At 72.8% G+C, this 16,686-nt stretch carries 13 protein-coding genes and 1 riboswitch; of the genes, 2 read left to right on the forward strand and 11 right to left on the reverse strand.

The genetic code is table 11. The annotated features are described in order from the left end of the window. Positions 1-15 precede the first annotated feature (15 nt). A complete protein-coding gene (locus NE235_RS30705) occupies positions 16-1,323 on the forward strand; it encodes a carotenoid oxygenase family protein (protein WP_252809091.1) in 1,308 nt (435 codons plus the stop codon). Positions 1,324-1,448: 125 nt separating this feature from the next. Here NE235_RS30705 and NE235_RS30710 read toward each other — a convergent pair whose 3' ends face one another. The 4 genes from NE235_RS30710 to NE235_RS30725 all read right to left on the reverse strand — a co-directional run bounded on the left by NE235_RS30710 (position 1,449) and on the right by NE235_RS30725 (position 7,526). Beyond that, on the reverse strand, positions 1,449-2,459 hold the full coding sequence (locus tag NE235_RS30710; protein WP_252809093.1) for a hypothetical protein: 1,011 nt from the start codon (positions 2,457-2,459) through the stop codon (positions 1,449-1,451). 163 nt (positions 2,460-2,622) lie between these two features. Next, the gene (locus NE235_RS30715) at positions 2,623-2,988 is read right to left on the reverse strand and encodes a hypothetical protein (protein ID WP_252809095.1); all 366 of its coding nucleotides are present in this window, start codon (positions 2,986-2,988) and stop codon (positions 2,623-2,625) included. Continuing rightward, a complete protein-coding gene (locus NE235_RS30720) occupies positions 2,988-6,047 on the reverse strand; it encodes an SseB family protein (RefSeq protein WP_252809097.1) in 3,060 nt (1,019 codons plus the stop codon). Before NE235_RS30720 ends, NE235_RS30715 begins: the two co-directional genes overlap by 1 nt. A 228-nt stretch (positions 6,048-6,275) precedes the next feature. Beyond that, a complete protein-coding gene (locus NE235_RS30725) occupies positions 6,276-7,526 on the reverse strand; it encodes an aminotransferase class V-fold PLP-dependent enzyme (RefSeq protein ID WP_406567654.1) in 1,251 nt (416 codons plus the stop codon). 44 nt (positions 7,527-7,570) lie between these two features. Further along, a riboswitch (SAM riboswitch) is annotated at positions 7,571-7,684 on the reverse strand. Between the two features lie 122 nt (positions 7,685-7,806). Between NE235_RS30725 and NE235_RS30730 the strand changes: the two genes are divergently transcribed. After that, a complete protein-coding gene (locus tag NE235_RS30730; protein WP_252809100.1) occupies positions 7,807-8,172 on the forward strand; it encodes a hypothetical protein in 366 nt (121 codons plus the stop codon). Between the two features lie 77 nt (positions 8,173-8,249). On the opposite strand, the gene NE235_RS30735 is transcribed toward NE235_RS30730, so the two are convergent. From NE235_RS30735 to NE235_RS30765, 7 genes are all read right to left on the reverse strand, one after another. Further along, positions 8,250-10,676 (reverse strand): transglycosylase domain-containing protein, encoded by a 2,427-nt coding sequence (locus tag NE235_RS30735; protein WP_252809102.1) that lies wholly within the window; start codon positions 10,674-10,676, stop codon positions 8,250-8,252. A gap of 117 nt (positions 10,677-10,793) precedes the next feature. Continuing rightward, complete coding sequence (locus tag NE235_RS30740; RefSeq protein WP_252809104.1) at positions 10,794-11,621, reverse strand: class II fructose-bisphosphate aldolase; 828 nt, start codon at positions 11,619-11,621, stop codon at positions 10,794-10,796. Continuing rightward, positions 11,531-12,463, reverse strand: coding sequence for a 1-phosphofructokinase family hexose kinase (locus tag NE235_RS30745; RefSeq protein WP_252809106.1), 933 nt, complete (start codon positions 12,461-12,463; stop codon positions 11,531-11,533). Before NE235_RS30745 ends, NE235_RS30740 begins: the two co-directional genes overlap by 91 nt. Further along, entirely contained in the window at positions 12,460-13,557 is a 1,098-nt protein-coding gene (gene nagA / locus NE235_RS30750) for an N-acetylglucosamine-6-phosphate deacetylase (RefSeq protein ID WP_252809108.1), read from the reverse strand. Before nagA ends, NE235_RS30745 begins: the two co-directional genes overlap by 4 nt. Next, positions 13,554-14,435, reverse strand: a complete 882-nt coding sequence (locus NE235_RS30755) for an ROK family protein (RefSeq protein ID WP_252809110.1) — start codon at positions 14,433-14,435, stop codon at positions 13,554-13,556. The genes nagA and NE235_RS30755 overlap by 4 nt, the downstream gene beginning before the upstream one ends. Continuing rightward, positions 14,432-15,298 (reverse strand): SIS domain-containing protein, encoded by an 867-nt coding sequence (locus NE235_RS30760; protein WP_252809112.1) that lies wholly within the window; start codon positions 15,296-15,298, stop codon positions 14,432-14,434. Before NE235_RS30760 ends, NE235_RS30755 begins: the two co-directional genes overlap by 4 nt. A 239-nt stretch (positions 15,299-15,537) precedes the next feature. After that, positions 15,538-16,437, reverse strand: a complete 900-nt coding sequence (locus NE235_RS30765) for an isocitrate lyase/PEP mutase family protein (protein ID WP_252809114.1) — start codon at positions 16,435-16,437, stop codon at positions 15,538-15,540. Positions 16,438-16,686: the final 249 nt, after the last annotated feature.

Below are 16,686 nucleotides of genomic sequence, written 5' to 3' on the forward strand. Positions count from 1 at the left end.
GAAACGGAGACCACGATGACCCTCCCGGACTACCTCAGCGGGCTCAAGGCCCCGGTCGCCGACGAGACCGACGCCGTCGACCTGCCGGTCACCGGCACCCTGCCCGACGACCTGACCGGCCGCTACTTCCGCAACGGCCCCAACCCGCTGCCCGGCCGCGACCCCGGCCACTGGTTCACCGGAGACGGCATGCTGCACGGCGTGCGCCTGCGCGACGGCCGCGCGGAGTGGTACCGCAACCGCTGGGTCCGCACCCGCAGACTCGAAGGAGCGCCGTTCGTCGGGCCGGAGGGCGTCGACCTCACCGCCACGCCCGCCAACACGAGCGTCATCCGGCACGCCGGCCGCATCATGGCGCTCGTCGAGGTCGGCCTCCCGTACGAGATGACGCCCGACCTGGAGACGGTCGGGCCCTGCGACTTCGGCGGCAGGCTGACGACCGCCATGACCGCCCATCCCAAAGAGGACCCGGTCACCGGGGAGCTGCACTTCTTCGGATACGGGTTCGTGCCGCCGTACCTCACCTACCACCGGCTCTCCGCGACCGGCGAGCTGGTGGAGAGCCGGGTCGTGGACGTCCCCGGGCCCACGATGATCCACGACTTCGCCGTCACCGAGCGGCACGTGCTCTGGCTCGACCTGCCCGTCGTCTTCGACCTGGAACTCCTCGGCGCCGGCATGCCGTACCGCTGGGACGAGGCGTACGGCGCGCGGCTCGGCGTGATGCCCCGGGACGGCGGCGCCACCCACTGGTACGACATCGACCCGTGTTACGTCTTCCACGTCGGCAACGCCTACGAGGACGAGTACGGCCGGATCGTCCTCGACGCCGTCCGCTACCCCCGCGCCGGCTTCGCCGCCCTCTGGTCGGGCATCGGCGGCAGCGCCGACCCGGCCGCCTCGGCGGCCGCGAGCGGCGGCGCGTACCTGCACCGCTGGACCCTGGACCCCGCGACCGGCGCGCTCAGGGAAGAGCCGCTGGACGACCGCTCCGTGGAGTTCCCCACCTTCGACGAGACCCGGCTGGGCCGGTCCAGCCGCTTCCTGTACACGGTGACCGACGACGCCGTCGTCAAGTACGACACCCGCACCGGCACCTCCCAGGTCCGCGACGTGGGCGGCGCCCCCGGCGAGGCGGTGTACGTGCCCGCGCCCGGCGCGCGCGCCGAGGACGACGGCCGGCTGCTGTCCATCGTCACCGACCACTCCGGCGACGGCTCGGAACTGCTCGTCCTCGACGCCGCCGACCTCGAGTTCGTCGCCTCCGTACGGCTCCCGCGCCGCGTCCCCCTGGGCTTCCACGGCCGCTGGCTGGAGGACTGACCCCCGCTGTTTCCCGGCCCCCCACGAGGAGGCGTCGACCCGCGCCTGCCACGTCCCCTTCAGCCGAACGACTCCGGCCCCGACGATCGCCGGGGCCGGAGTCGTTCGTGCGCTGAGACCTGGAGTCAGAGGGCGCGGCCGCCGCCACGGGACTTGCGGTGCGTACCCTTCGGCTTGGGAGCGGCCTTCGCGTTGCGGTTGTGCGCCTTGCCGAGCCGCACCTGCGTGAGCAGGAGACCGAACGCCACCAGCAGCGCGGCGAGCCACGCCGCCTGCGTGCTGGCCAGCTTGTCGAACGTCAGCTCGCTCGCCTCGTCGGCGGCGTTCTGCATCGACTGCGTGTTCCCGGCATTCTGGATGAGCGGCGCGGTCGTCGGCGCCTGGTTGGCCTGGCCCGGCGTCTGGTTCTGCTGCCCGATCTCCGGCAGCGACGCACCGGCCTGCGGGGCCGTCTGCGGCGAGGTGTTCGCCCCGGTCGTCCCGGTCGTCCCGGTCGTGGTGCCGGTGCTGTTGTTCACGCTCCCCGACGGAGTCGTCGTCGAACTCGACCCACCCGTGTTCGAGTTCGACCCGGACCCGGTACCGGATCCCGACCCGGACCCAGTGGAGTGCGACGGCGTCGCCGTCTTCGCCTTCTTCACCGAGAAGGACAGCTTGTCCTCGTCGGAATTGGCGGCGTTGCTGGCGTCTGCGTACGCGCGGATGGTGGCCGTACCGTCCTTGGCGCCCGAGAGAACGGTGACGGTGACGGCGACGCGTCGCCTGTTGGAGAGCTCGTCGAATTTGTAGACGCGGCTGCCGGAGCTGTCGCTGACGATCTTTGAGCGACTGTCGCCGGTGAGGGTGAGGACGACGTCCTTCGCGGTGGCGACAGAGGCCGTGACGTAGACGTCCATGGAGAAGCTCGAACCGGGACGTCCGGGGTTCGGGTACGTACCCGCGAACTGTACGGCCAGCTTCGCCAGCGAGGGCTTCGGCGGAGTGGTCGTCGGGTCCGGCGTGGGGGTCTCGCTGGTGGTCTTCGTCGGCGTCGCCGACGCCGAAGGCGAGGAATCGTCAGGCGTTGGCGTCGGGGTGCCCGCGAGGGCCGGTGGGGCGTTGCCGACGATCAGGACGATCCCTGCGCCGAGAACCATGACCAGCGGGTTTCGTGCCGATCGTGCGAGCACAGCTCACAACCTCCCAATCGCACCGCAAAGACGCCCACCCCTGCCTACCCAGGGGCGGTGGGTACGAATCATGCGATCACGTCAAAGCCGATCAATCAACCGTGCTACCGAGGTTATATCGCAGCAACCTTCAGATGAGCTCTTGGTGAAGCCCGGTGATCTCATCTCGAGCGACCCATGCCTGGTAGACGCCGATGTCGACTCTTTCAAGTCCCAGGGCCGCGGCGACGGGGGCGCGGCCGCCGCTGTACTCGACGCGCACCCAGCCCTCGTGTTCGCCGATGACGACGAACGGCTCTCCGCGCCAGGTGCAACGGGTCCGTAGGTAACGCAGGCTCTCGACCTCGTCCTCGCGGACGATCCGCAGGAACCGGCCGGGCCCTATCTCGGCGAAGCCTTCCGCCGGCCCGGCGGAGTACAGCCGGACCTCACCGTCGACACCGGGCACGGCGTCGTAGTCGCGGCCCTGCCAGCGGGCGACGTAGCCGTCTTTCATCACTTCTCGTTCTCCCACACGAGCCGATCCGCGTCGTACCTCGCGACGAAGCGTTCGGACGCGTCACTGCTGATGGCGTACATCTCCGAGCCGTGCGGCAGCCGGAAACTCTCGACCTTGTACTCGGGGATGCTGCCCGCGCTGCCGGAGGCGAAGCCGTCTCCGGTGAACGGTGGCGCCTCGACGACCCAGCCGTCCTCGCCCCACTCCTTGAGCGCGTCCTCGGACGTGCCCCCGAAGGGCGTGCGGTAGATCCCCGCACGGAACGCCGGCCACCGGATGACGTGCACCTCGGCGTCGTCGGGGCTGAACGGCGCCCCGTCGCGGAGCAGACCCAGGCACTCGTAGAGCCGGCGCGGCGTGTTGAGGTCGATGACGTCCGGGACGCGGTGCACGAAGCCGGCGACGCGGTCGTACGCCTTGTCGAGGTACCAGGGGACCTGGTCGTGGGCCAGGACCTTCTGCATGATCGTGAACTCGCCCTCCGTGGCGGGCGGGGCGGTCTCCTGAGCGACGGGCTGCGGCGCGGGTTCCGGGAGCGGTGCCGGCTGCGGCTCGGCCGGTGGCACCTCGGCCGGGGCGGTGGGCGCCGCCACGACCGCTGCGGCCTCCGGCTGCGGCGCGTCCGGCGCCTGCGGCATGCTCGGCGTCACCGGCTGCGGCGCGTCTGGCGCCTGCGGCACGCTGAGCGTCTGGGGCAGTGCGACCGGCTGTGGCGGTGCGACCGGCTGTGGCGGTGCGGCGGGCGCCTGCGGTGCCTCGGCCGGCGCGTCCTGGGGAGCGCCGGTGGGCGCCTCCTGCGGAGGCCGCGTGGCGGACCGGCCGGCGATCACGCCGATCTCGTCCGCGGACAGCGCGATCTCGACCGGCGTGCCGGGGTTCACCGAGACGTCCCAGCCCGGCTCCGGCCAGGCGGCGATGAGGTCGGCGAACTTCGGCATGACGAAGCCCGTCGTGCCGACGGCCTCCTTCATCCAGTCGAAGGAGGTGAACACGAGCAGCGACGTGCGGCCCCGGACCGGGACCGCCGACCACGGGAACGCCGGGTCGTTCGGCGGGGTCTGCACCGTCGGCGGCGTACGGCTCCATACGGGGAGGAACACCGACGCCTCGAGCAGCACCGAGAGGCGCATGGCCGGGTCGTTCCGGGCCTCGAGCAGCCGCCGCTCGGCGTCGTTCTGCGCCGGGAAGTTCTCGGCCAGCCGTGCCGCCGCCGCGTCGTCGACCTGCCGCGACAGTGCGGTGATGCGCTCGCCGGGGATGGTGGCGCCGATCGGGGAGCCCTGGTTGATGACGAGGTCCCAGGCGGGGTCCGGCCAGAAGCGCAGGACCTTGGTGAGGTCCGACAGCACGAACGGGTGGCCGCCCATCGCCTCGCGCATCCGGCTCGGCCCGGTGAACAGCGGAACGACGGTCCGGCCGCCGGACTCGCTGGTGTACCACTCGAAGCCCGGGCGCCCGGGACCGAGCATGAGGTCGCCGCCCTCGACCATGGGCACCCAGATCTGCCGCACGCCGAGCAGCGTCCGGAGGAACGCCTCGCGGTCGTCCCGCGCGGCGGCCTCGTAGAGCAGGCGCTCCTCTTCGTCGAGCGGGACGAACTCGGCGCCGGCCGTGAAGTGCGGAGTGAGGGGCACGTCGGAGGACGGGGCCCGCGGCTCGGGCGGTGCGGCCGCCTCCGGGAACGGCGCGGCGGCGGCCTCCGGCGCCGGCGTGCCGGCGGCCCCGGGTGACGGCGCGGAGCCGAGGTCCGGGGACTGCGCGGGGAATTCCTGGGACGGCGCTGGGGCCGGTGGGCCACTGGAGTCCGGAGCCTGAGCGGAGGTGAACTCCTGGGCCCTCGCGGGGGCGACGGGGACGTCGCCGGAGCCGGTGGGCAGCGGCTCGTCGCCGGAGATGATCGGCTGCGGCGCGGTCTCGGCCAGGTACGGGGTGCCGGGCGCGGGCGGTACGGCGCTCGCGGTGGTGAAAGAGGGGTGCGACGGCGGCGGGCCGTCTCCGGCCGGCGGCGCGGTGTCCGGGCCGGGCGCCGCCGGGTGACCGGCCTGCGGCGCGCCGGGGAACCCGGATCCGGGTCCTTCGGACACGATCGGCATCCCGCCCGGCGCCGGCTGGTGCACGTCCGGCCATGAGGCCGTCGGCGCGTCCGCGGCCGGGGCGAGGTTCGGATCCGTGCCCTGCGGCGTGGCCGGGGGCACGGATGCCGGGGTGGCCGGTGGCACGGGGGCGGGTGCGGGCTCGGCGGAGGGAGGAACCGGGGCCGGGCCGGACGCCGCCGGGCCGGCGTAGTGGCCGCTCGGCGTGGGGTGTGAGCCGAGCCCGTCGTACGCGTCGGACACGGTGTGCACGTCGACGATCGTCGCGGGCCAGGCCGTCGTCGGCCGGGAGCCCGGGTCGTTCCCGTCCGGCGCGGCCTGCGGGTCGGTGTCGAAGGGGGTGGGGTGTTGTCCGGCGGCGGCGGGCTGGGGCCCGGTGCCCGGGTCGGTTCCGAAGGGGATCGGGTGCTGGCCGGTGCCGGTGCCGGTGCCGGTGTCGGGGCCGCCCGGTGCGGCGTGTGCGGGGCCGTCGTTCTCCTGGCCGGCCGGGGACGTGCCCGGCTCGGGAACGGGGAACGGCTCGGCCGCCGGGGCGGCGCCCGTCTCCTGCGTGCCGGACCGCTGCTCGGCCCTCGCCTGGTCCGCGGTGATCTGGCCGATGAACCAGGCGGGCAGGTAGGCCTCGATGGGCAGCCCGGAGTTGACCGCGAGCCACCAGTCGGCGTCCGGCCAGGACTGTGCCATCGCCGCCAGTGACATCCGTACGAAGTGCTCGTAAGCGGGGCCGAGGTGGCGGTGGGCCGCCTCGACGGAGGTGTACGCGAGCACGTGCGTGCGTCCCTCGTGGACGCTGGTCGGCCACGTGAACGCGGGCTGCCCGGAGGAGGGAGGGTCGGTCTGCGGCACCGGGACGACGAGCTCGGCCACGCTGAGAAGCCGGAAGTAGGCGTTCTGGTCCCCGGCGCGCAGCACTTCGCCGAGTTGCTGCTCGAGTTGGTTAGCGGGCTCCCACGTGTCGGTCATCGGCCACCCCCCGGAAGCTTTTTGCACAAGGTGTCCACCGTACCGGGAGCAAACCGGCGGTGCGCACGAGTACCACCAGTCGCACGCATCAATCCGGACTAATTGCCCTCTTCGGTCATATTCCACCACCCTGGGCGACTGGGCTCGGTCGCCGCTCCGCACCCTTCGCGGACGGCCCCTACCTGCGGCGCACCGCCGTCGTGAGGGGCCGCCTCCGGCGAGCCGCGCTCAGCGGGACAGCTGGCGCAAAGCGGTCAGCAGCCGGTCGATGTGCTCGTCCGTCGTGCCGATGCCGAAGCTCGCCCGCAGCGCGGTGCCGTCGCCGTCACCGCAGCCGCCCTCTCCGGCCCCGACGAGCCGCCGGACGAACGGGTGCGCGCAGAACCTCCCGTCGCGGACGCCGATGCCGTACTCCTCGGACAGCGCCGTGGCGACGGCGCGGGACCCACGGCCCTCGACGACGAACGACACGATGCCGACGCGCGGATGCCGGTCACCCCACAGCGACAGCTCCCGTACGCCGGGAATGGCCGCCAGCCCGGTCCGCAGCCGCCGCAGGAGCCGCTCCTCCTCGGCGACGAGGCCGTCCCAGTCGGTCAGCGCCTCGCAGGCGGCGGCGAGCGCCACGACGCCGAGGACGTTCGGCGTGCCGGCCTCGTGCCGCTGCTGCGGGTCCGCGGACCACGTCACGTGCTCGCCGACGCTCACGGTGGCCCCGCCGCCCAGCAGGTACGGCTCGGCGGCGCGCAGCCAGTCCGCGCGGCCCACCAGGCAGCCCGCGCCGAACGGCGCGTACAGCTTGTGCCCGGAGAAGGCGACGTAGTCCACGTCGAGCGCGCCCATGTCGAACGGCCGGTGCGGAACGAGCTGGGCCGCGTCCACCGCGATGCGGGCGCCGTGCGCGCGGGCGACGGCGGCGAGCTCGGCGACGGGCCACAGCTCACCGGTGACGTTCGAGGCGGCGGTGACGACGAGCAGGCGCGGCCCGGCGGGCGCCGCGGCGAGGGCCTCCCCGGCGGCCGCGACCGCCGCGGTGGGGGAGTCGGGCGCGGGCAGGCGTACGACCCGGCTGCCGCGTCCCCACGGCAGCAGGGTCGCGTGGTGCTCGGACTCGAAGACGACGACGGTGGTCCCGCGCGGCAGAGCGTGCGCGAGGAGGTTCATCGCGTCGGTGGTGTTGCGGGTGAACACCACGGCGTCCCGGTGCCACGCGCCGACGAAGGCGCGCACGATCTCGCGGGCGCGCTCGTACCGGTCCGTCGTCACCTGCGACGCGTAGCCCGCTCCGCGGTGCACGCTGCTGTAGTAGGGGAGGGCGGCGTCGAGCGCGTCGCGTACCGCCTCCAGACAGGGCGCGCTCGCCGCGTAGTCGAGGTTCGCGTACGGGACGGTGCCGCCACCGGCGACGGGAACGGGAACGCCCGCGCCGACGACGCGCAGGGCGACAGCGGGACGGGTGACGGCGGGCAGATCGAGCACAACGGACAACACGCACCTCCAGCGGGGCCTGGGACCCCGGGAGGGGTCCGCGCTTGTCCGGCACGGTCGTGCCGGACCCTGTCATCACCCGGGGCACCCCGCCACGGACGGAGGGTTGCCGGCCAGCAAGCCGGGGCTTGACGCTGGCACTCGTGACCTGATCGCGATTATAGGGCACTGCCCGGACCCTGCCTATTCGCGCGGACGCTGCCTATTCGCGATCATGCGACCGGTTCTGTGCGTCTAATAGCGGCAGAGGACCATCGAAGGGAGCGGGGCGATGCGGAGTGGATGGCGGCTGCCGGTGGGGGTCGCGCTGGTGGCGGTGTGCGCGGCCGGCTGTGCCGCCGGGACGAACAAGGGCCGGGTCTGCAAGGACGCCGTCACGGCGGTCGGAAGCTACAACGCGACGTTGAACCGGATCTCACCGGACGACATCACGGGGTGGAAGCAGGCGGCGGCGACCCTCGCCACCCGGTTCGACGCGCTCGCCCGCGAGTCCGACGACCACCGGCTCAGCACCACGCTGCGCGGTATGGCCGCCGAGTGGCGCGGTGTCAGCACGAAGATGACCCCGCGCGACATCTCCGGCATGCAGGCCGCCGTTCAGCGGCAGCCCGCCGTCCTGGACAAGGCCTGCCACTGAGAAGCGAAGTCGCCGCTGAAGACCGCGGCCATCGCCGAAGAAGAGGTCCGAGCGCCCGCGAGGGCGCTCGGACCTGTTCACATGGAGTTCGGGTCGCCGCCGTCGCCCCCGTGGCCCGTCGGCTGACCGGTCGGCTGGCCGCCGGTGGGCGGGCCGCCCGTCGGCCCGTGCGTCGGGCGGCTCGGCGGCGAGGCCGGGCCCGACGGCGGTGACGCCGGAGTCGTCCGGGGCCGCGAGAAGGTGGGCCGCGGCCACCGCGGCTGGACGGGCGCGTACGTGGGGTACTGCGGCTGGTCGAGGTTGACCGACGGGTCGCCGAACGACTTCACCGGCATGTCCTTGTCGGCCTGAACGAGGTAGTCGTGCCAGATCTTCGCCGGCAGGTCACCGCCGTAAACGGAGTAGCCGGGCAGGCTCAGCGCCTTGTTGTCGGTACGGAAGACGCCCACCGAGGCCGCCAGCTGCGGGATGAACCCGTTGAACCAGACCTGGTGACCGCTGCTGGTGGTGCCGGTCTTGCCGGCGGCGTTCCGGTCGGGCAGTGACGCGTTCGTTCCGGTGCCGTTGTCGACGACCTTCTGCATGGCGTACGTCGCGTCGCGGGCGACCTGCTTGGAGAAGACCCGCGTGCCGTCGGTCGGCTGGGTGCGCTTCTTGTCGTCCCGGTCGGTCACCCACTTGATGACGTGCGGGGCGTGGTACACGCCCTCGGACGCGAACGCGGCGTACGCGGCGGCCTGCTGCTCGACGCTGACGTCGATGACGCCGAGCGGGTACGTCACGGCGGTGTTCGCGCCGTTGGCGGTGAGCTGTGACTCGGGGATGCCGAGCTTCTCCGCCATCTTCGTGACCTTGTCGTTCCCGATCTTCTGGGCGATGTTGATGTACGCGGTGTTGATGGACTTCTCGGTCGCGGTGACGAGGTTCACCATGCCGAAGTCCTCGTCCTCGTCGTTGTGGATCGTGGTGCCACCGAAGGTCTGGGCGTTGCTGCCGTCGACGTAGTCGTCCAGCGACATCCCGTCGTTCAGGGCGGCCGCGAGGACGTACGGCTTGAACCCCGAACCCGGCTGCACCTTGGCGTCGAAGGCGGCGTTGAGCTGCTGGTCGAGGTAGTTCTTACCGCCGTAGAACGCGTTGATCTCACCGGTCGACGGGTCGACCGACACCAGGCCCGCCATGACCTTCTTGGAGACGCCCGCGGGCATGGCGCCCTCGACCGCCTCCTTGGCGTCGGCCATGAGATCTTTGTTCAACGTCGTGCGGACTTTCAGCCCGCCCTTGGCGATCTGGTCGTCCGTGTAGCCCATGCGCCTGAGCTCGGCCTTGACGAGCTCGTACACGTACCCCTTCGCACCCTTGTAGGGGTTCTTCAGGTTGGGCTTGATCGGCGTGGGGAAGCGCATGACCGCCGCCTCCTGCGGCGTGATGCGCTTCATCTGCACCATGCCGTCGACGACGTACCTCCAGCGGGCCTGCATGTACTGCAGGGCGCTGCTCGACGACAGGTCCGAGGCGTAGGTCGGCACCTGGATGGCCGCCGCGAGGTACGCGCCCTCGGCCGGCGTGAGCTTCTGGACGTCCTTGCCGTAGTACGCCTGCGCGGCCGACTCGATGCTGTACGCGCCGCGGCCGAAGTAGATCGTGTTGAGGTACTGCTGGAGGATCCAGCTCTTGTCCTTCTCGCGCCCGACCTTGAGCGCGATCATGATCTCCTTGAGCTTCCGCGACGCGGTGCGATCCTGGCTGAGGCCGCTGTAGTAGTTGCGGACCATCTGCTGGGTGATGGTGGAGCCGCCCTGCAGCGACCCGCCGGTCGCCGTCGCCCAGAACGCCCGCGCGGTGCCCTTGAAGGACACGCCGGGGTCGCTGTAGAAACTGCGGTTCTCCGCCGAGATCACGGCGTCGCGCACCTGCTTCGGCACCTGGGACAGCGGCACCGGCTGCCGGTTGGTGCCCGTCCGCAGGAGGACGCTGCCGTCGTCGTAGTAGAAGACCGACGCCTCCTTCACGGCCTGCGGCTGCGCGGAGCTCGGGACGGGCGTCAGCAGGTAGGCGACGATGAAGGCGGCGACGGGCAGCAGGATCAGCACGCCCAGGACGTACGTGGCGCGCCGGAGCCACTTCGCCCGGCGGCTCCGCTGTTTCTTCGGTTTCTTCTGCTTCTTCGGAGGCTCGGACTTCTCACCCTCGGGAAGAGCGTGCACGGCGGTCATGGCCGACGGGCTCTCGTCGAACACGACCGGCGGCAGGCTTCCCGCCGGGGGTCGCGCGGGCGGGGGAATGTCGGGTCGAGTGGCGTCATGGCGATCAGCGGCTCCGGACTCGACGGCTTGCGCCGGCACGGCGACGCCGCGCGGATCGGCCGCGTCTTCCTGTCCTGCCGCGGCCTCGGGCCCGCCGGCGCCTCCACTGTTGGACGCGCCGGACGGCTCCGAAGTTGGCGCGGACTCTGACTGCATCGCGATTTCGCCGGCGTCGACGCCGGCGTCCTTCTCACTCACTAGTCCCCCGTGACCTGCGTGAACCCTCGAACTTACCGTAGGGTCGGGGCTGCACCGATCGGCATGCCCGGCGCCCGAGGGCTTGACGATCCTAAGCCACGGAGGATAAAGAGCCCGTCAGCCCCTGGTGAGCACCGTGCCGATCAACCGCGTCACCTCACGTGCCACGGCGTCCCGCCCCGGCGCCAGATATTTTCGGGTGTCCACAACCGTCGGATGGTCGGCGAGGTATGCCCGGACCGCGGCGGTGAAAACCTTGTTGAGGTGAGTGGCGATGTTCACCTTGACGATCCCCGCCTCGACCGCGCGCGTCAGGTCCTCGTCGGGCACCCCGGAGGATCCGTGCAGGACGAGCGGCACGGGCACGGCGTCGCGCAGCCGCGCGATGAGACCGAGGTCCACCGCCGCCGTACGGTCCGTCATCGCGTGGGAGGTGCCGACCGCGACCGCGAGCGCGTCCACGCCGGTCGCCGCGACGAAGCGCGCGGCCTCCTCCGGGTCGGTGCGCGCGCCGGGCGCGTGCACGCCGTCCTTGCCGCCGACCTCGCCGAGCTCGGCCTCCACCCACACGCCGTGCTCGTGGCAGTAGGCGGTGATCTCGGCGGTCGCGGCGACGTTGGCGTCATAGTCGAGCGCGGACGCGTCGTACATCACCGAGCCGAGGCCCAGCCCGACCGCCTCCCGTACGAGCTCGGGGGAGGTCGCGTGGTCCAGGTGCACCGCGACGGGGACCTTGGCGGCGCGCGCGGCGGCGAGGCACGCCACCGCGATCGGCTCCAGCGCCGCGTGGTAGCGCACGGCGTTTTCGCTGATCTGCAGGATGACCGGGCGGCCCGCCGCCTCGGCCCCCGCGATCAGCGCCTCGGCGTGTTCGAGCTGGATGACGTTGAACGCGCCGACGCCCGCTCCGGCGACGACGAACTCTCCTGCGGAGACGAGAGGCATCTGCGGAATCCTTCGTATGCGGCGGGATCGTAGGAACCCGCGACGGGGGAGAGGACGGCCGCCGCCGACAGGGCGGCGGCGTCCTTGAGCAGGTCGGGCCAGGGGGTCCCGACGCCGGCGGCGAGCGCGGCGACGACCGAGTCGCCCGCGCCGGTCGGGTTGCCGCTGACCACCCGCGGCGGGGGCACGTGGTGGACCTCCTCGCCGGTGACGGCCATCAGGCCGTCGGCGCCGCGGGAGACGACGACGGCGCGGGCCCGCAGCGCGCGGGCTCCCGCGACGGGGTCGGCGGTGCCGGTGAGCTCGGCGAGTTCCGCGGCGTTCGGCTTGACGGCCCAGGCGTACGGCGCGGCGTGCCGTAGCGCCTCGCCGGACGTGTCGACGATGACGGGCACGTCGCGGCGGGCGAGCCGGGCGACGGCGTCGGCCGGCACGCCCGGCGGCAGGCTGCCGGAGATGACGACGACGTCCGCGTCGGGGATCCGCGCCTCGAGGGCCGCCCACTCCTCCGGCCCGACGACCGGGCCGGGCTCGTTGAGCAGCGTCGCGTCACCGCCGGCGACGACCGTGACCGTACGGCGCGTCTCCCCGGCGATGGGGACCAGGTCGTGCGCGAGCCCCGCGGCGTCGAGGTCGGCGCGGACGGCGTCGCCCGTCGTCCCGCCGGCCAGGCCGAGGACGAGGACGTCGTGGCCGAGCGACCGCAGCACGCGGGCGACGTTCACGCCCTTGCCGCCCGCGCGGGCGTGCACGGCCTCGACCCGGTGGGTCCCGCCCGGCCGCAGCTCCGGCACCTCGTACGTGACGTCGAGCGCGAGGTTCGGCGTGACGGTGACGATCACGCCGTCACCACGTCCTGGACGCGCAGGTCCTCGTCCAGCAGCACCAGGTCGGCGCGGCGCCCGTGGGTGATCGCGCCCCGGTCGGTGAGGCCGAGCAGCGCGGCCGGCGTCGTCGCGGAGAGGCGTACGGCCTCCTCCAGCCCGACACCGGACGCCAGCACCGTCTGCCGGAAGACCGCCGCGGTCGTCGCCGTACTGCCGGCGATCGAGCCGCTCTCGGTGAGGCGGGCCACGCCGTCGCGCACCTCGACGTCGAGGCCGCCGAGGGTGTACTCGCCGTCGGCCATACCCGCGGCCGCCATGGAGTCGGTGACCAGCGCGGTCCGCGCGCCGCCCGCGACCCGGGCGACGTGCGCGACGATCGCGGGGTGCAGGTGCACGCCGTCGCCGACGAGCTCGACGACGACCTCCGGCGCGTCCAGCAGCGCGAGGATCGGCCCCGGCTCCCGGTGGTGCAGCGGGCGCATCCCGTTGAACAGGTGGGTGGCGACCCGGGCACCCGCCCGCGTCGCCTCCGCCGCCACGTCGTACGTCGCGTCGGTGTGCCCGACGGCGGGGATCACCCCGGCGTCACGGACCCGGCGCACGGCGTCCAGGCCGCCGTCCAGCTCGGGCGCGAGCGTCATCATGCGGACGTTCGGGACCTTGAGCAGCCGCTCCACGGTCGCGGGGTCCGGGTCGCGCAGCAGCGTGGGGTCGTGGGCGCCCTTACGGGCGACGGACAGGAACGGCCCCTCGTAGTGGATCCCCGCGACCACGCCGTCGTCGGCGAGCTCGGCCAGCACCGACGCCCGGCGCTCCAGATCGGCCGGCGACGCGGTCACGAGGCTGGCGACCAGCGTCGTCGTACCGTGCTCCCGGTGGAACGCCGCCGCGCGCACGCACTCGTCCGGGTCCGCCGAGTCGAACGACGCACCGCCGCCGCCGTGGCAGTGGATGTCGACGAAGCCGGGCACGATCACGTGGGCGTGCCGGTCGGCCCGCTCCGGAACGCCCTCTTCGACGCGCGTGATCCGGCCGCCCTCGACGCCGACCCAACCGGGTTCGAGGATCCCGCCGGGGGTGACGACCTTGTCCGCGCTCAGCACCGTCATCGTCGCTCCAATAGGTCGCGTGCCCAGAGTCCGGCACCCACACACCCGGCCTCGTCGCCGAACGCCGCGATCGTCAGGCGCGGCCTGCGGTGGAAGGTGAGCCGCCCGGCGAGGTCGTCGGCGAGCGGGCCGAGCAGGAGGTCGCCCGCCCGCGACAGCCCCCCGCCGATGACGATGACCTCGGGCGCGATCAGTGCGGCCGCGGCGGCCAGGGCGGTGCCGAGGAACCTGATCGTCTCGTCCCAGATCGCCGTCGCGTCGGCGTCACCCTCGCTCACCAGGGCGGCGACGTCGCCGGCCGTCGCCTCCCGCCCCGTACGGCGGGCGTAGCGGCGGGCGACCCCCGCCGCGGAGGCGACGGCCTCCAGGCAGCCGGTGCCGCCGCAGACGCACGGCTCGTCCACGCCGACGGACATGTGCCCGATCTCCCCGGCGTAGCCGTTGCCGACGCACAGGTGCCCGTCGATCACCATCGCCGCCGCGATGCCGGTGCCGATCGGCATGATCAGGGAGTTCCGGGCGCCCTGGGCGGCGCCGAGCCGGATCTCGGCGGTGCCCCCGGCGCGTACGTCGTGGCCGACCGCGACCGGCAGGCCGGTGCGCTCGGCGATCAGGTCGCGGAACGGGACGTCGTTCCAGCCGATGTTCTCCGACCAGACGGCGACGCCGCGCTCGTCGTCGACGATGCCGGGCACCGCGAGGCCGATGGCCTGCGCGGTGCCCGCCTGCTCGGTCAGCTCGGCGACGGTCTCGAGCACGGCGCCCACCGCGGCCTCGCCCTGCGGCGTGGGCCGGCGGACGGCGGCGACCCGGTCGAGCCCGGGGGACAGGACCGCTCCCTTCATCGACGTGCCGCCGACGTCGAGAGCGACGATCACTTCAGCACGACCGAGCGGGTCAGCGACCGCGGGCGGTCGGGGTCGAGTCCCTTTGCCTCGGAGTGGGCGACCGCCACCCGCTGCGCCGTGATCAGGTGCGCGAGCGGGTCGAGGTCGCTGGTCACGAACGTCGCGCCGGTCGCGGCGACGTCCTCGGCGAGGCCCTCGGGAGCGGTGCCGAACATCCAGGTCAGCCGGCCCGGCTGGGCGATGCTGATCGGGCCGTGGCGGTACTCCATCGCCGGGTAGGACTCGGTCCACAGCTGCGCGGCCTCACGGGCCTTCAGCGCCGCCTCCTCCGCCAGGCCGTTGGTCCAGCCCCGGCCGAGGAAGGTGATCTGCTCGGCGGCCAGCCACTCGGGGTCCAGCGGCTCGGCCAGCGCCCGCTCGGCGTCGTCCGCGGGCACGGCGTCGCCGATCGAGGCGCGCAGCAGCGCCAGCGCCGTCGTGGCGAAGCGCGTCTGCACGACCGACTCCTCGTCGGCGAAGTCGAGCACGATCTGCCGCGTGCCGGCGGCGAACGGCGCGTCGTCGATCGCGGTGATCGCCGTGACGTTCGGCAGGCGCTCCACCGCCTCCAGTACCTCCGTGGTCGTGCCGGACCGGCTGATGGCGACATACCGGTCGTAGTCGCGGCCGAAGGGGAGCTCCGAGGCGGGGAAGGCGTCGGTGACGCCCAGGCCGCGGCTCTCCCGCAGCGCCGCGTACGCCCTGGCCATGTACAGGGACGTGCCGCAACCGAACACCGCCACCCGCTCGCCGTCACGGGGCAGGGCGCCCCGTAGATCGGCCAGCCGGTCGGCGGCCCGCCGCCAGCAGGAAGGCTGACTCTCGATTTCGGCCAGTACGTGTTGCTGCGCCAAACCCGCCTCCGCGTTTGCTCGTTCTTGAGCGTTTCGTGCTTGCATCATGCACTAATGAACACGGAGTCGCCAACAGTCTTGAGCGGATGGAGTTCGCGGAAGCGGCCTGCGGCACCGTGCGCAGCGGCACGGTCACCGGATCGAACCCGCCGGTCACGGGCCGGTTCGAGCCCGTGACCCGCGGCGTACGAACGGGCCGGCGGCGCGCCGGACGGGCGCGTGACCGGTGCCGGAACGGATCAGGCGTGGTCGCGCGGGTGGTGCCGGCTGAGGTTGCGCTCCAGCAGTGAGAGACAGCCGGCGACGCCGACCGCGCCGTCCGCGCCCACCGTGCCGTCCGTGACCGCCGGCAACCGGCCGTCCTCCTGCTTCAGGCGGGCCAGCGCCCCCTCCATCGCCGCCTGCGCCGCGAACAGGCACGGCGTGCTGTAGATGGCGACGCCGACGCCGAGGGCCGCCAGGTCGGACAGCGAGAACCGCGGGGACCTGCCCCCGGCGATCTGGTTGAACAGCAGCGGCTTGCCGCCGGTCACGGCGCGGACCTTGCGGATCCACTCGGCGCTGCGCACCCCGTCCACGAGGATGACGTCGGCGTCCGTGGCCGCCAGCGCCTCCGCACGGCGTACGATCTCGCGCTCGTCGGTCGCGTCGGTCCGCGCGACCACGACGAGATCCCGCCGGGTCCGCAGGACCAGCCGCAGCTTCTCCAGGTACTCCTCGAGCGGCAGGATCTGCTTGCCGTCGACGTGGCCGCAGCGCCGCGGGCGCTTCTGGTCCTCGATGACGACACCGGAGGCGCCGATGGCCTCCAGGTGCTCGACGACGTGGCAGGCCACCTCCGGGTCGACGTAGCCGTCGTCGATGTCGACGAGCAGGTGGTGCCGGGGGAACGCGAGCCGGAGCCGCTGGACGAAGCCCACCATGTCCGGCCAGGCGATGAAGCCGATGTCGGGAAGGCCGTAGTGCGAGGCGGCGAATCCGAAACCGGAGACGAACAGCCCGTCGTAGTGCCGCGCCGCCACGGACGCCGAGAACATGTCGAAGACCCCGATGAGCGGCGTGACGGAATCACCGCCGATCGCGTCACGGAGACGCCGTCCCGCCCCATTTCGCGACTCCGGCCCTACGAACCGGTCCACACTCGCGTCCATCCGTTACCCCCGCATGTCGTACGAGCTCAGCGCCCCTGCGTCGTCCGTGACCGTGCCGTCGTGCGCCGCCCACGGTAAAGGCCGGGTAAGAGCGAGGAGGCTGGCGCAACGGTGAAGGGTCGCTAACCTCCGGCCGGAGATAGCGGGGAATACCGGAAAGGGGCTGAACATACTTTGTAAAGGCCGTCGGCCGGTGGCTGTGATCGGGAGTCGGAAAGGTTCCGGGGAGAGTTGACC

This window comes from Actinoallomurus spadix (assembly GCF_024055725.1).
In the GTDB taxonomy this organism is placed as follows: Bacteria; Actinomycetota; Actinomycetes; order Streptosporangiales; family Streptosporangiaceae; genus Actinoallomurus; species Actinoallomurus spadix.

Bases quoted from the DNA above. Each gene is read 5' to 3' on its own strand.
- NE235_RS30705 (WP_252809091.1), top strand. From the start codon at position 16: ATGACCCTCCCGGACTACCTCAGCGGGCTCAAGGCCCCGGTCGCCGAC.
- NE235_RS30710 (WP_252809093.1), bottom strand. From the start codon at position 2,459: ATGGTTCTCGGCGCAGGGATCGTCCTGATCGTCGGCAACGCCCCACCG.
- NE235_RS30715 (WP_252809095.1), bottom strand. From the start codon at position 2,988: ATGAAAGACGGCTACGTCGCCCGCTGGCAGGGCCGCGACTACGACGCC.
- NE235_RS30720 (WP_252809097.1), bottom strand. From the start codon at position 6,047: ATGACCGACACGTGGGAGCCCGCTAACCAACTCGAGCAGCAACTCGGC.
- NE235_RS30730 (WP_252809100.1), top strand. From the start codon at position 7,807: ATGCGGAGTGGATGGCGGCTGCCGGTGGGGGTCGCGCTGGTGGCGGTG.
- NE235_RS30740 (WP_252809104.1), bottom strand. From the start codon at position 11,621: ATGCCTCTCGTCTCCGCAGGAGAGTTCGTCGTCGCCGGAGCGGGCGTC.
- nagA (WP_252809108.1), bottom strand. From the start codon at position 13,557: ATGACGGTGCTGAGCGCGGACAAGGTCGTCACCCCCGGCGGGATCCTC.